This window comes from Cohaesibacter sp. CAU 1516, from assembly GCF_005771485.1.
Lineage (GTDB): Bacteria > Pseudomonadota > Alphaproteobacteria > Rhizobiales > Cohaesibacteraceae > Cohaesibacter > Cohaesibacter intestini.
This window is the reverse complement of sequence record NZ_VANT01000020.1, coordinates 1-14,058: the sequence shown is the minus strand read 5'-3', so window position 1 is coordinate 14,058 and position 14,058 is coordinate 1. Positions and strand designations below refer to the sequence as shown.

Here is a 14,058-nt window from a genome sequence, read left to right as displayed (position 1 = left end):
ATAATGGACCATTCGAAGTCGGTCAGTTCATAACGGCGGCGTGTCATACAAGGCTCCCTAGTCTGGAACCGTTGAATCACAATCTCCGCTAAAATCAAACAACTTTTATGAGTTTACGGCCTAGTGGTAGACGAAAGAGTTCGCACGAGTACAAACGAATGAAACCTTCCATAACCCCCTTAACACTGCGTTTGATTTCGCCCTGATACTCTGGTTGCTGCAGCAACAGTGCTGCTATATCGCTCCGAATTTCTGCATTTTTCTTCGTTTCAAAGATTGCGTAATCTGGGCTAGTAATGCCGGAAATTCTTGAAACTGAAAGTAACCCATTTGCGGCTTGCATCCGGTTAATAACTATATTGCCTTCAGTCACCTGCTTGTACCCAACCAAAGATTCTGCTTGGCCGCCACGTTCCGCCAGACTGTCGCGTCGAATTACACCGAGAGATTTACTCAGTGATAAAAGCGGTTCGGAGCCATCTTTTGATCGAGAGTTCAGTTCGTTCAGCAAGAAACCGGCTCGTCTAACATTCCAATGCGTTGGAATCTCCCCTAGCCAGTCAACACCACTATCCTTATAGCTCTGATATTTCGGATAAGCCGATATCGTCATTCCACCGGCTCCAGCTTTGTTGCCACTTCGACGCCGAGAATGTCGGCGATTAGGCCGTCGGCTTTGTCTTCGAGGGCCAGAATATCCTCGGTCACTTCTTCAAGGCTGCGCAGGGGCTTGTGGCGGTAGAAATATTTGTTGAAGCTGATCTCATAGCCGATCTTGACGCTGTCGAGATTGATCCAGGCCTCATCCACATGCGGCTTGACCTCTGTCATAAAGTAGCGGTGGATGCTGTCTTTCAAGGGCACCGACTCCGCGTCGCGCAGATCGCTTGAGGATTCATAGGTCAGATAGCTGCCGTCCCCCTGCCGGTAATAGCCAAAATCGGCAAGAACATCGGCTTCACAGCCGAGATGATGTGTCAGCTCTTCAAGCTCACTGCGCGAGAATTTGTGTTTCTTGGCAATGACCTTCTCTGCCGCCTCGTCATACCAACTGACCGCATTGAGGATCGCATTCTTCTCGGTTGCAGAGAGTTTGAGCTTGCGGGCCTTGATGGCCTTGGTGACAGCATCGCGGAAGGCGTTGAAATCTGCGGTCTCGTCCGTGCCGATATCGCCCATCAACAGGGTGGCCGCGTCCAGCAGGTCGCGCAGTTTCAGCCAATATTTGGTGTCGAGCAATTTGCCTCGTTGCTTGGCGTTAAGACTGAGGCCCTGCTCTTCGCACCATGCGGTGATGGTCTTTGTCTGCTCCTTGAGGAAGCCTGCCTCATAGACCTTGTCGCCATGTTCAGCCCATAGCCATTCCATCGGCTCGCGCAGGCTCTTGTCGAACCGCAATGGAGTGAGCCGTTCTTCAGAGAAGGCAGCCCGCCGCCGGTCTGGCCGCTCGATGGACACCTTGTAATAGCCGAAATCTGCATTGTCGAAGACCTGCGCGGCAATGCCGACAGGATCGTTGTTGGCGTCAATTTCGCGCTCAATCGGATCGAAGGCAAAGCAGGCCTTGGTGATTTCCTCGATATGCTCGTCGGTGAACTCGCAATTCTTGTCGCCAAGATTCTTACGCAGCTTTTTGTAAAGCAGGTTGGCGTCGATCAGCAGCACCTTGCCGCGACGGCTTTCCGGCTTGGCATTGGTCAAGAGCCAGATATAGGTGGTGATGCCGGTATTGTAGAACAGGTTGTTGGGCAGCTGGATGATGGTGTCCAGCATGTCATTTTCGATGATATGGCGGCGAATATTGCTCTCGCCGCTGCCTGCATCGCCGGTAAAGAGGCTGGAGCCATTGTGAACCGAGGCAATGCGCGAGCCGAGAGGGCTAGTGCCAGTCGGCTTCATCTTGTTGACCATTTCCATCAGGAACAGCAACTGGCCATCCGAGGTGCGCGGCGTGGCGTCAAGATCCTCTTCCTTGCCCCAATAATCCTTGAGCTTGACGCGGAAGCGTGGATCGATGACATCTTTGCCATCCTTGATATATTTCACCTCGCTGTTCCAGCTTTTGCCATAGGGCGGGTTGGAAAGCATGAAGTCGAAGCGAGTGGAAGAGAACTCGTCCGTCGAGAGGGTCGAGCCGACACGGATATTTTCAGGGTTGTTGCCCTTGATCATCATGTCCGACTTGCAGATCGCATAAGTCTCGTCGTTGATCTCCTTGCCGAAGAGATAGACGTCGCATTCTGCCCGGATCTGTCCATCGGGATCGGAGATATAGTTCTGTGCCTCGGTCAACATGCCGCCCGAGCCGCAGGCAGGATCATAGATCGATATGACACCGGGCATATTGGCCTTGACCGGGTCAAATATCAGATGCGTCATGAGGTGAATCACCTCGCGCGGTGTGAAATGTTCCCCGGCTTCTTCATTATTCTCTTCGTTGAACTTGCGGATTAGCTCTTCAAAGACATAGCCCATGCCGAGGTTAGAAAGACCCGGCAGCATGTTGCCATCGGGGTCTTCGACGTCATTTGGGGTTAGGTTGATGTTTGGCGAGACGAATTTCTCGATGACATCCAGCAGCACCTGCTTTTCCGCCATATGCCGCATCTGGTCCAGCAATTTGAATCGGGCAATGATCTCTTTCACATTGTCGCTGAAGCCACTGAGATAATCCTCGATATTTGCCAGCAGGATCTGCTGGTTGTTGGTTGCCGTGCCATGGATCTTTTTCAGCGTCCATTGGCTGGTATTGAAGAAAACATAACCGGAAGCGGCCTTCAGCGGCTCATCATCCAGCTCGGTCTCTCCCATGTCTTCCTTCTGATAACGGACCTCTTCGAGGATATCGTCCTTGGTTGGCTCAAGCAGCGTATCGAGGCGACGCAAAACGACCATTGGCAAGATGACATCGCGATATTTGCCTCGCACATAGACATCGCGCAGGCAGTCGTCGGCAATGCGCCAGATGAAGGAAACCAGATTGTTATGGGAGACTTGATTCATGTTGTATCGCCAATGCCGATGGAATTGATTTGGACAGTTGAAACCCTATCTTTCGTCAATCCGAACTGCAAGACGATCAAACCAATGCGTGCATATATATAAGATACACACACGCACATAAATCGCCACCAATGAAACCGAAAAACAAGCTACAAATGCAGCTTCCTTGCCAACTTACGCGCTCGCGCACCGCTGTCGGATCAGACAAAAAGATCAGAATTGCCGCTTTTTGTCGGGCACTTATATACACAACTACGTCGGCAGATCGGGTGAGGCCGGGGGGAGGAGGGCTAGCCCATATATCAAAAGGAGAGCAAAATCCTCCCGCCAAACGGTAGCGAAAGATATTTTGGGGCTAATTTGGGGCTTAATTTGTGGAAATCGGATTTTCTCAACGATTTCAACACTTAATGGCGGAGAGACAGACAATCAGGCCATATTTACTTTAGAAATTTTTCCTTTTAACTTCAATTCACTACGCCAGTTCACACAAAATCATTAAATAAAAATGTGTAGCAAAATGTGTAGCAAAAAGCTTTGCTGATGTAATGCTTACGTAATACTTATGTAAAAATTTTGCAAAAGGCAATGTAAATGTCAGGGATAGCCAAGAGAGGGAAAGGAAATTACCATTTCCGCATGAGGGTTCCGAAGAAATACCATTGCGTAATTGGCAAGAAGGAAATACACCGCAGCCTCGGAACGGACAGCAAACGGCAAGCCGCCGAACTTGTGCCCGTGGTCCGCAAGAGCATTCTGGACAAGCTCGAAGCCCTCCTCATCTTTCGAGACGAGCCCGGTTGCGCCGACATTTTCCGCGCCGCCCAGATCATCATTGAGTCCGGAAATTTCGATTGCCTGCCCAAGACGTCTCTTCTCGCAGCCCCTCTCGAAGAGACGCTGGCGCAGTTCAAGAAGAAATCGGTTGTCGAACCTGAGGAAACCGCTCCCACCAAACCGAAAAAGGCAAGAAAGCCCAAAAAGGAAGACATCCGTCTTTCCCAACTTGTCGATGTGGTTGAAAAGTACCGCGCCCATGACAATCGGTATAAAGACACCGATCAAATGCGCAAATGGATCAATCCTCGCAAACGGACCGTCAACAATCTCCTGCAGGCCATAGGCAAGAAGGATATCTTCGTTAGCGAAGTCAACGCTTCCATTGCGATGAAGCATAAGCTGTGGTGGCAAACGAAGGTTGCCGAAAAGGGTCTCAATCCCGAAACAGCCAACAAGGATTTCAACTATATGAGGTCCGTGATCAGCGATTATTACGCGAGCATCGCCAAGCCCAATCCTCCGACCCCTTATGCCGGGATCGGCCTGAAGAAGGAACGGTATCAGAAGAAGAAGCGCAAGAACGAAGTTCCGGTCGAATGGATCAAGGAGAAATGGTTCGCTCCCAAAGCATTCAAGGGCCTGAACGAGGAAGCAAGGGATATCCTGCTCATCTCAATCGAGACGGGATGTCGCCAGAGCGAAATCTCGCACCTTCCGCCTCAGGCCATCGTGTTGGATGACCCCATCCCACACATTCGGATAGCGGTTGAAGAAGGTTCCTTCCGTCGAGAAATCAAGAATGCCGCCTCCCACCGGCAAATTCCCTTGGTCGGTGTTGCCCTGGCTGCAGCCAAACGGCATCCCAATGGGTTCCCTCGATATCGTGGCAACAGCAGCTACTCTTCGGCAATCAATAAATATCTTCGTGAGAATGGGCTTCTTCCTGAAAAGGATTATACCGCTGGTGGAACCCGGCACACATTCGAATCCCGCATGAAGGCCGCCGGAATAGCCAGCGATGATCGCGGCGAAATGATGGGGCACAGCGTCAGGGCGATTCGTGATCGAGAATTATACGGTGACGAAATGGACCTGAAGGAGAAACTGCGCTTGGTAAATTTAATCGCCTTGCCGGAGCCCGCCCACCTGAAATAGCCAAGTCCGCTCAATCCGCGTCCCCGTGTTCCGATATCAACCTGAGCGATCTGGACATCACGAAAATGGCCAGATCTGCAGTCTCATTCCATTGGAAAATCCCTCCCTTTTGACTTTGCAATTTTTTTCTTTGGCCCGGCCTGCGATAGCCCTATTTACCAAATGATCCTCCAAAAGAGGGAGGAAAAACCGCGCATTGGCGACCGTCTCTGGTCGGCGGCAAATCCGTGGACATTAGGTGAGTCAATGAAGGGACTGAACAAACGAGACAACGGGACATATCATCTGCGGATGCGGGTGCCGAAGCGCTTCCTTGCCATTACGGGAAAGAAGGAAATCCATCGTAGCCTGAAAACTGACGACAAGGCGGAGGCTGCCGAACTGGCACCCAAAGTCCGCAAGGAAGTTTTGGAGGAGCTGGAAAACATCCTGACCGCTCGGGCTTTGCCCGGCTCGGCAGATGCCTACCGCGCAGCCCAAGCCCTCGTACAGGCTCGTGGTTTCGAATATCTGTCCTCGGCATCCTTGCTGGAAACTCCCCTTGAGGAGACCCTGGCGCGCCTTGACGGTCTTTCGATCAACGATAATGTCGAAACCGCACGTGCCTTGCTGGGTGGGATTGAGGAACCCGGCCTTCGCCTATCCGAACTTGTCGCAGTGGTGAATGAATATCGTGCCCACGACAATAGGTTCAAGGACGACGACCAATTACGCAAATGGCTCAATCCCCGGAAAAAGGCTGTCAGTAATCTTATGGAAGCAATCAGCGGCAAGGACATTCCCGTAGGCGACATTGATGCTGCTACTGCTGCCAAACATAAGCTGTGGTGGCAGAAAAGGATTGCCAAGGAAGGGCTCAAGCCAGAGACTGCCAACAAGGACTTCGTAAATATGAGATCCTTGCTCCGCGACTATTATTCGAGCATTGCGCAGCCCAATCCCCCGAAACCATATGCCGATATCAATATAGAGAAAGACCGCTACCGGGAGAACAAACGCAAAAAGGAAATACCTGTCGAATGGATAGAAGAGAAATGGTTCGCTGAAGGCGCATTGGACGGGATCAACCACGAGGCCCGGGATATCTTGCTCATGTCAATTGAGTCTGGATGCCGGCAAAGCGAAATTTCCAACCTTCCGCCATATGCCATCGTCCTGGATCATCCTATCCCTCATCTGAAGATTCAGGTCGAGGAAGGAGAATTTCGACGGGAAGTCAAGAACGCACCGTCGCAGCGGCTCGTCCCTCTTGTCGGTGTTTCCCTTGCCGCCGCGAAACGGCATCCAACCGGTTTCCCAAAATATCGCGGGAGCAGTAGCTATTCAGGAGAAATCAACACCGAGCTGCGTTCAAGGAACCTGCTCCCAAGCGATGAACACACTGTCGGCGGCGTGCGCCATACATTCGAATCCCGTATGAAAAAGGTGATTATTCCCAACGATGACCGCGGCGAAATGATGGGGCACAGTGTCAAGGCCGCCCGAAATCGAGAGACCTACGGCGACGACATGGAGCTGGAAGAAAAACTGCGATTGGCCAACCTGATAGTCTTGCCGGTGCCGCCACACCTCACGTGAAGCGATTGGCCCTGCTGTTCGGCAGGTTTGCGTCCTCATGGTAATTTCCTGCGCAACGGTCTTTGCAAACGCAGCGTTGGCTTCCGTGGGAAAGAAATTTCAAACCGGGCATTCGATAACGGCTTTATGCTGCGCACAGCAACTTTCTCATTCCAGCCATTCGAGGAAAATGCATAATTTTACCACCCGCAATCCGCGCTTGAGGTAAAATGCGTTAATCGTGAAACATCTTATTGACGAAATAGCGAATGAGGCGTAATGTGTGATTTATGAATTCACACTATTCTGAAATTACCATTATGAAGATTGCACAGGACTGCCGGAAGCTCTGCTCCTTTACACCCTCCGACGTAAGAAATATTCACACCCCGTGAGGCCATCCGCCGCCTACACGTGCGAAGGATACACTCTATGACGACTACACTTCCCGAAACCATGACCGCCGCAGACCGCCGCTGGCAGTGGTCCGAAAACGAACTCTGCGGCTATGCCCGCACGCCCGATGACTTGAACTGGGACTACCGCGGCGAGATCATCGAGATCCTGAAAGGCTACTTCCTACCCCTCGAACAAATCCTCGGCCGCGAGGCGATTGCCATGCCTCTCTTCGCAATACTGCAGAGACTGGATATCGAGGGGAAAACTTGGCGCGAGGCTTTCGAAACCTACCACCCGACAATTGCCCTGGAATGGCCCGGCACTTTGTTGATCGACGACGCCGGAATCTACGGCCTCTACGGCGTGACGCCCGAAAAGGTCCCGCTGTCCGACCGCGCTTCTTGGGTTGAGGAGCTGACACAGCGGCTGGACGCCTTCCTCGCCGATGTTCATCCAGCGCCCGGCGGCGTGATTGACCGCATCACGAAATTGGCACTGTCGCGCCGTGCAATCGACGTCCTTGAAGGCGAGTTAGACCTCGTTTCATTGGCTCTGCTTGGGGGCGTCTCGGAGGGGCGCGTCCGCAATATCCTCTCAAGCAGCGACTGCCCTCTAGAGCGCAGTCCCCAAGGTGTGACCGCCAGCAGCGCAGCCAAATGGTTGAAGGGCCGCAAGGAGTACTTTGCCTCTATCTGGCAGAGGCCTGACGAAGTCACGCCCGAGCCCGCCTGTGCGGATTTCACCGGAGAAGTGATCTTCGTCCCGGTCGCGGGGGATGGCAGTACTTTCGGCCCCGACCTGCTCCGTAACGGGCACTATACAGTGGGGGCCAAAGGGGCCGAGGTGCAATATAGCTCCTTCGACGCGGCACTGACAGCGCTGCACAAGATGGAGACGCCGCGCTGGCGGCGTCCGAACACTGCGGGCAACTGGGGCATTGTCTCCGGCCGCGATTGGAAGCGTATCGAGAAGAAGTGAGAAAAGACATGACTATCCCCACGGCCACCGAGATCCTCAGCTTACTCAAGCAGGCTAAGCCCCGCCGCACCGCGGAGGCTCCTCGCGATGCCCGCGGCATCTACGGGCTTTACGACCACACCGGCACGTTCCGCTACATCGGGTCCACCTCGTCCGCAGCCGAGACCTTCTACAAGCGTATCCACCAGCGACATCGCACCGGGTCCGAGAGTAGCAGCCACTACTTCTCCCGAATGTATAACACCGGACGAATGTGGCGCAAACGCAACGATCCTGCGACGAAGTCCGACGGCGACATAGCAAAGGCCCTTCGCAACAAGTTCATTGCCCGCCATTGTGGCTGCACTTGGGTGACGTTGCCGGATCACGCAGACATCGCCGGGCTCGAGGCACAGGTCATCACTCTCGCTCCGCCCGAGATGGTGGCTTGGAACCGTGGCGGCATGGAAGCTTACGACGAGCCGATTGACTTGGTCGATGCGCTGATCGCGGAGTTGGGGCTCTCGCCTACCGAACACGCAGCGCTTGGCCGTCAGCGAGATCGCCATCTCGGTGGGATGTTTGTCGTTCAATCTGCCACGTCCAGTGCCGAGGTCTCTTGCGGCTTGCCCCCTCTACCCAAGGGCCCGTTCCGCTTCTTCGCCCTCGATGTCGAGACCGCCAACCACGACCGGGGCAGTATCTGCCAAGTGGGTGTCGCCTGCGTACGCCCAGACAGCAGCATCGTAACCTGGGTGACGCTGGTCGATCCTCGGACCTCTCGCTGGGTGTTCAGCGGGCTGCATGGCATCACCAAGTCCATGGTGACGGGTGCGCCAACCATCGGCGCAGTGATCGACGCTCTCGACGCGATGCTGAACGGGTACACCGTATACCAACACTCAGGGTTCGACCAAAGCGCGATCCGAGCGGCTTGCGAAAATCTCGCCCGCGAAGAGCCCTCCTGGGCCTGGAATGATAGCGTCAGCGTCGCCCGGGTAGCTTGGCCCGAACTCAAGGGAAACGGCGGGCACGGACTTGCCTCTCTCAAGGCGCATCTGGGACTGCAGTTCGAGCATCACGACGCAGGAGAGGATGCCCGCGCGGCGGCAGAGATCGTTGTGATGGCCGAGCGCAGCATGCGGGTCTCCGTGAAGCCTCGGTCCGAGCCGACAAACAACGATGTGCTTGACTATGACGATATAGGTCTAGCTTCGATGCCCGACACCGCTATCCCGCGCAACGTATTTGCTGCCGCCACTCCGATAGGTACCCGACTAACTGCCGACATGAATGCCATCAAGGCGCTGATCCGTGTCCCCGTGGCTGCGGACGGCAGCTGTTTCGGTCCCGACTTAGCCCGTAACGGACATTTCACTGTCGGCGCAAAGGGGGAGGAGAAAAAATATGACAGCTTCGAAGCCGCTTTGGATGCGCTGACCAAGATGGACAAGCCACGCTGGCGCCGACCGAACTCGGCGGGTAACTGGGGAATCGTTTCCGGCAACGCTTGGAAGAGCATAGAAAGGGGATGAAGAGGCCACCGACGAGGGGGCCATTGAGCCGCTTTCGACTTTACTCCAACTAGGAAGGGCGCCTGCCGTGCCGGAGTGGCAACCTTCGTGGCGCAAGCAATACGCCGGAGGGGCCCACGAATGGCAACACGGGCTGTTCTGATCGTAAGCGAGTTGTTTCCGATGCGGATCGTCAGTTTTGCCATGAATGTGTCAATGAAGGGGAGCGGAGGCGATTCCGCAACCGAATCTGTCTCCGAAACTCATGTGCAATGTCGATTCCATGATGACGGCGGGCCAGAAAATGACAGACCGTAATCAAGACCTACTTTTCTTCGCCATGGCGTCCTCGGCGATCGCCATGGCCAAAATCTTCTGAGTTTGGCGCATCTCCAGCGCCTCCACCTCTTGATTAAGCCGTGCAAAATGGGGCAATAACCAGTCTTCACCCTGATAAATCAGCAGGGCGATTTTCTCGCGTGCCTGACGCACTCTTTCCAGGTCCACCAAAGTCAGGTGTCCAGCATCAGGTAACCCGAATTGCTTGTCTGGTCTAAACACGCCAGCCATCTCGGGGATCAATCCTTGCGCCAAAGCAATGCCAGCCCCAATACCGAGATGATTTCCATCACGGTGGCGATATAGTACGGCAGCAACCCTTCAGCCTTCGCACCAAGAAAGGGCGTATTCCGAACGGCCTGAGCCAAGAGGACTTCCTCGGGCGGAGTTGCTTTGGTTTCAGCCCTGACCTTGTCGACTTCATTTTGTTTTTCTAACGCGATTTGTTTGTATTGCGTTGCCTGGAAGCGGAGCAACTTAGCCTTACGGCCACAGCCTCCGTTCTCACACTCGACGAAAGCATCGATTTCCAACGCTCTCGCCTTTGCTTGATTCTCGTCTTTTTCGCGCTTAAGGTTTTCGAGATTAGCTTTCTCGTCTTCAATTTGTTTGGCTAAAAAAGTGCCGTTTGTCATCGACGCTGATATCCAGCTGGCAGACATCCCAAATGAAGCAAAACCGAGAAGTAAGGCAAGGACGATTTGGAGCATCCCAATTCGTTTTTTGCTGGTCTCACAAGCTACGATACCGCGGTACATGAACACCGGCACGCTCAAGCCCAATCCAACCGCCATAGCAACGTAAGTATATTGCAGAACTTGATTACCACTACCAAGCGTATATCCAAAATGTCCAAGGATCGCCATTTGGGCCAACTGGATGATGAAGCACACAAAGCGTGCGTAATAATTTCCGCACAGTTCGGCAACGGAGGAAAACCAAGCGATTATCATGGCGATCAACCCGGGGAAGCCTGATTGTTTCCCTCCAAGGTTAACGCCCGTGAATTGCTCGGTCGTCTTCGGCGCAGAACCGTTACCCAACTTATCCTCGATTACGACCGCATCCTTGCTGTTGCCGGCGCCTGCGTTTTGGGTTTCCGGCTTGACGATTACCGCGATCGCATCATCCTGCCTGATAGAAGAGGTATTCTCGCCTTCTGCCTCGCATGCTTCCACTTCCGGGGCAATATCGAAGACTTCCTGAATGGTTCCCGGTTTATAGACCTTCGTGTAAGGCCTCCCCCGTCCTCCGGATTTAATTTTGCCTTTGCGTTGCAACCTTTGCAGAACTCCTTTGATACAATAGGTATCGCTAGCTCCAGCCTGCCCTGTCCGCACAAACGCTTCCCTAAATTCTGCACAGGTGAACGAACTCCCGTTATCATCCAATGCTTGATCAACATTTTCCTGATACATCGGGATGCTGTGATATATACCAAACACGATATCTTGGTTATCGTCCTTCTTGTCCATCTCTTACCTTTCTCAGTTACTGGCTGGCCATGTGATGGCCACCCGGAATCTGGAAAGGCGTAATGACGCGTTGCTGATTGTCTCGGCTGCGGCGGTACTCGCCTTTCCGAAAAAGGAACTAGAAAAACTCCTCTAATAGCCAAACGAAATCGGGACTTTTTTGGGGGGCCGGAAGATCCTAATGACGGAATGGCTGAATTCTGCGGATTACGCAGACTCTAATTTAGGATTTTTTTTTCGCGTTACGGGACGATGGGGGAGAGTCCGGTCGCAAGCAGCTCTGGCAGACTTAGCCTGCTCATGCCGTCCAGCGAACATTGGAGATCAGCGTAGCGCGCGATTTTGCCCCAGCGCTGTCGACTGAGCTTCCCCGCCCTGTTTAATCTGGGGTAAATAAAGGCCCATTCCGGCTAGTTGAAGATGAGTTTTGCAATGCGATTAATTGCAGATTTTAAGCTTTTTTGCCGAGTACGCTCGGAATCGTTTGGGTTTACCCTTCGGTACTTCCATATACTCAGTTAGTTTTGCTTTTTTCCGGGCTCTAGACGAGGCCGTCGGGCGGACGGCGCATTTCATTCCGGCTCCTGCACCCTGCCAAACCGCCACTCAGAGCAGCGCCGACGGAAATCGGCGCAATTGCCCCTGGCAGATCTCGGCCACCAAACGCTCTTGAGGACCCGCCGGGCTACAGGGTTCATAGCCATGGGCGCGACGATGCCAAAAACGTGGGCGTGGACATTGCCGTAGTGTGCTGGCAAAGGCCTCTTTCCCGTCACCCTGTTGCCAGAAATGCGGAATGGATGTAAGCGGCGTTCAGACCCCACGAGATTTCAGCTTGACGGTTTGAAGTTCCAAGGCAGGAGCTCATCAATTTGGCTTTGAGGATGGCCCTTGGCAATTTTCTCGAGCGTCGCCTTCAGATAGGCATGAGGCTCAATACCATTGATCTTGCATGTTTCAATCAGAGATGCGAGCCGTCCCCACGCTTTGCCACCCTCGTCATGACCCGCGAATAGTGCGTTTTTCCTGTTCAGAGTTATAGGTCGGATTAGATTTTCGACATTGTTGGAGTCCATTTCAACGCGACCATCCTCAAGGAAGACTTGCATGCCCTGCCAATGATTATGGATGTAGTTGAGATTTTCCCCGAGCCTGGACTTGGACGATACCCGCATGCGCTGTGCTTCCAACCACTCCCCAAAATCGGCAACCAAAGGAGCGGATCTGGCTTGTCGGGCAGATAGCCTCTGGCCAGGCTCAATACCCCGGATATCCGCTTCTACTTTGTAAATCTTGGCAATGCGCCTGAGGCCCTCGGCGGCGATTTCCGACTTGTTCTTGTCGAAGATCTCCTTAAGCTTGCGCCTGCTGTGTGCCCAGCAATGTGCCACCCGGATTGGTTTGCCTCCCTTGCGGCCAAGGCGGGTCAGGCGGTCATAGCCCGTATAACCATCCAGTTGAAGGATGCCATCAAAACCATGCAGGAAGGCCTCGGCATTCTCCCCCTTCCGGTTCGGAGCATAAAAGAACACGACCCCGGGCGGCTCTTCACCGCACCATGCCCGATCATCACGGGCCAGCGCCCAGAGATAGCCGGTTTTGGTTCTACCTTTTCCCGGATCAAGAACGGGTGCCCTGGTTTCGTCCATGAAGAGCTTGGTGGATTTCTTGATATGTTCAGCCAATCGATCAACGACAGGGGCCAGATGGAAAGAGGCGACCCCGACCCAGTCAGCCAGCGTGCTGCGATGAAGCTCGATGCCGGAACGGGCTAGAATTTGGCTTTGTCGGTATAATGGGAGGTGGTCAGCATACTTGCTGACCACCACATGTGCGATAGACCCTTCGGTCGGCAAGCCACCTTCAATCAGACTAGCTGGTGCAGGAGCCTGGGTAACACCATCAGAGCAGGCCCGGCAAGCGTATTTGGGGCGGATCGTGACAATCACCCGCAATTGTGCCGGCACTATGTCCAGACGCTCGGTGCGATCTTCGCCAATCTTGTGCATTTGACCGCAACCACACGGACAAACAAGACTGTCGGGCTCAATGATCTGCTCGATGCGGGGCAGATTTTTGGGCAGGTTGCCACGGTTATTGCGCCTGACTACCCGTTTCTGCTTGGGCTTGTCTGTGTCAGGCATCTTCTGGCTTTGTTGCTCTTCGGCCTCAGCAACAGCAATGGTGAGGTCCTCGAAGGCCAGTTGCCGCTCGTCTTCGGTGAGCTTTTCCGATCTCTTTCCATGAACCACTCGGTTCAGCTCTGACACCAGATGCTCAAGGCGCTCAATGATATCTTTCAGGTCGGCGGTTTCAGCCTTCAGGCCCAAAGTCTCAGCTTTGAGGTCTTTGGTTTCAACCTTCAGGCCAGCCGCTTCAATCATGAGATCGCCATGGGCGCGAAGCAACGCAGAAACAGCTTCTCGCTGGCTCTCCGGGATGGCGGTCAAATCAATTTCAGGCAACTTGGACATGCCCTAATTATACACCGAAGAGATTGTAAATGCTTGCTTTTTCTCAGATATCCAAGTCATTCCGCAACTTCAGGGCGGACCATGGCGAGTGATCGAACTTTGCGCCAATCCAACCCGGCGAACAGAGCTTCAAACTGAACCTGGTTCAGTCTCATTACCCCATCACGGATCGGAGGCCAGACAAATCCATGGTCTTCCAGCCGCTTGTAGGACATCACAAGCCCGGTGCCATCCCAAACCAAAATCTTCAACCGATCTGCGCGTTTGGATCGGAATACAAAGACCGTACCAGAAAAAGGATCCTCCTTCAGGACGGACTGAACCAACGAGGCCAGCCCGTCATGGCCACACCTAAAATCAATGGGCTTGGTAGCAACCAATATCCGCACTCGGTTGAAAGGAAAA

At 53.6% G+C, this 14,058-nt stretch carries 10 protein-coding genes; 4 read left to right on the top strand and 6 right to left on the bottom strand.

Annotation, left to right across the window (positions count from 1 at the left end):
* Positions 1-94 precede the first annotated feature (94 nt).
* Together FDK21_RS20185 and FDK21_RS20180 are read right to left on the bottom strand one after the other, a co-directional pair.
* Positions 95-613, bottom strand: coding sequence for a hypothetical protein (locus FDK21_RS20185; RefSeq protein ID WP_138150667.1), 519 nt, complete (start codon positions 611-613; stop codon positions 95-97).
* On the bottom strand, positions 610-3,003 hold the full coding sequence (locus FDK21_RS20180; RefSeq protein WP_138150666.1) for a class I SAM-dependent DNA methyltransferase: 2,394 nt from the start codon (positions 3,001-3,003) through the stop codon (positions 610-612). Before FDK21_RS20180 ends, FDK21_RS20185 begins: the two co-directional genes overlap by 4 nt.
* Before the next feature lie 594 nt (positions 3,004-3,597).
* Here FDK21_RS20180 and FDK21_RS20175 point away from each other — a divergent pair.
* From FDK21_RS20175 to FDK21_RS20995, 4 genes are all read left to right on the top strand, one after another.
* Entirely contained in the window at positions 3,598-4,938 is a 1,341-nt protein-coding gene (locus FDK21_RS20175) for a DUF6538 domain-containing protein (RefSeq protein WP_138150665.1), read from the top strand.
* 246 nt (positions 4,939-5,184) lie between these two features.
* Positions 5,185-6,516, top strand: coding sequence for a DUF6538 domain-containing protein (locus FDK21_RS20170; RefSeq protein ID WP_138150664.1), 1,332 nt, complete (start codon positions 5,185-5,187; stop codon positions 6,514-6,516).
* Between the two features lie 411 nt (positions 6,517-6,927).
* Positions 6,928-7,872 carry a hypothetical protein gene (locus FDK21_RS20165; RefSeq protein WP_138150663.1) on the top strand — a complete coding sequence of 315 codons (945 nt, stop codon included), beginning with the start codon at positions 6,928-6,930 and terminating at the stop codon, positions 7,870-7,872.
* 8 nt (positions 7,873-7,880) lie between these two features.
* The gene (locus FDK21_RS20995) at positions 7,881-9,386 is read left to right on the top strand and encodes an exonuclease domain-containing protein (RefSeq protein ID WP_246657642.1); all 1,506 of its coding nucleotides are present in this window, start codon (positions 7,881-7,883) and stop codon (positions 9,384-9,386) included.
* A 297-nt stretch (positions 9,387-9,683) separates the two neighbouring features.
* Here the strand turns inward: FDK21_RS20995 and FDK21_RS20150 are convergent, their stop codons facing one another.
* The 4 genes from FDK21_RS20150 to tnpB form a co-directional block, all read right to left on the bottom strand.
* Positions 9,684-9,935, bottom strand: coding sequence for a hypothetical protein (locus FDK21_RS20150; protein WP_138150662.1), 252 nt, complete (start codon positions 9,933-9,935; stop codon positions 9,684-9,686).
* 8 nt (positions 9,936-9,943) lie between these two features.
* Positions 9,944-11,179, bottom strand: a complete 1,236-nt coding sequence (locus FDK21_RS20145) for a hypothetical protein (RefSeq protein ID WP_138150661.1) — start codon at positions 11,177-11,179, stop codon at positions 9,944-9,946.
* 830 nt (positions 11,180-12,009) lie between these two features.
* Complete coding sequence (locus FDK21_RS20140) at positions 12,010-13,653, bottom strand: IS66 family transposase (protein ID WP_138150660.1); 1,644 nt, start codon at positions 13,651-13,653, stop codon at positions 12,010-12,012.
* A 56-nt stretch (positions 13,654-13,709) separates the two neighbouring features.
* Entirely contained in the window at positions 13,710-14,042 is a 333-nt protein-coding gene (tnpB, locus tag FDK21_RS20135) for an IS66 family insertion sequence element accessory protein TnpB (protein WP_246657643.1), read from the bottom strand.
* Positions 14,043-14,058 lie beyond the last annotated feature (16 nt).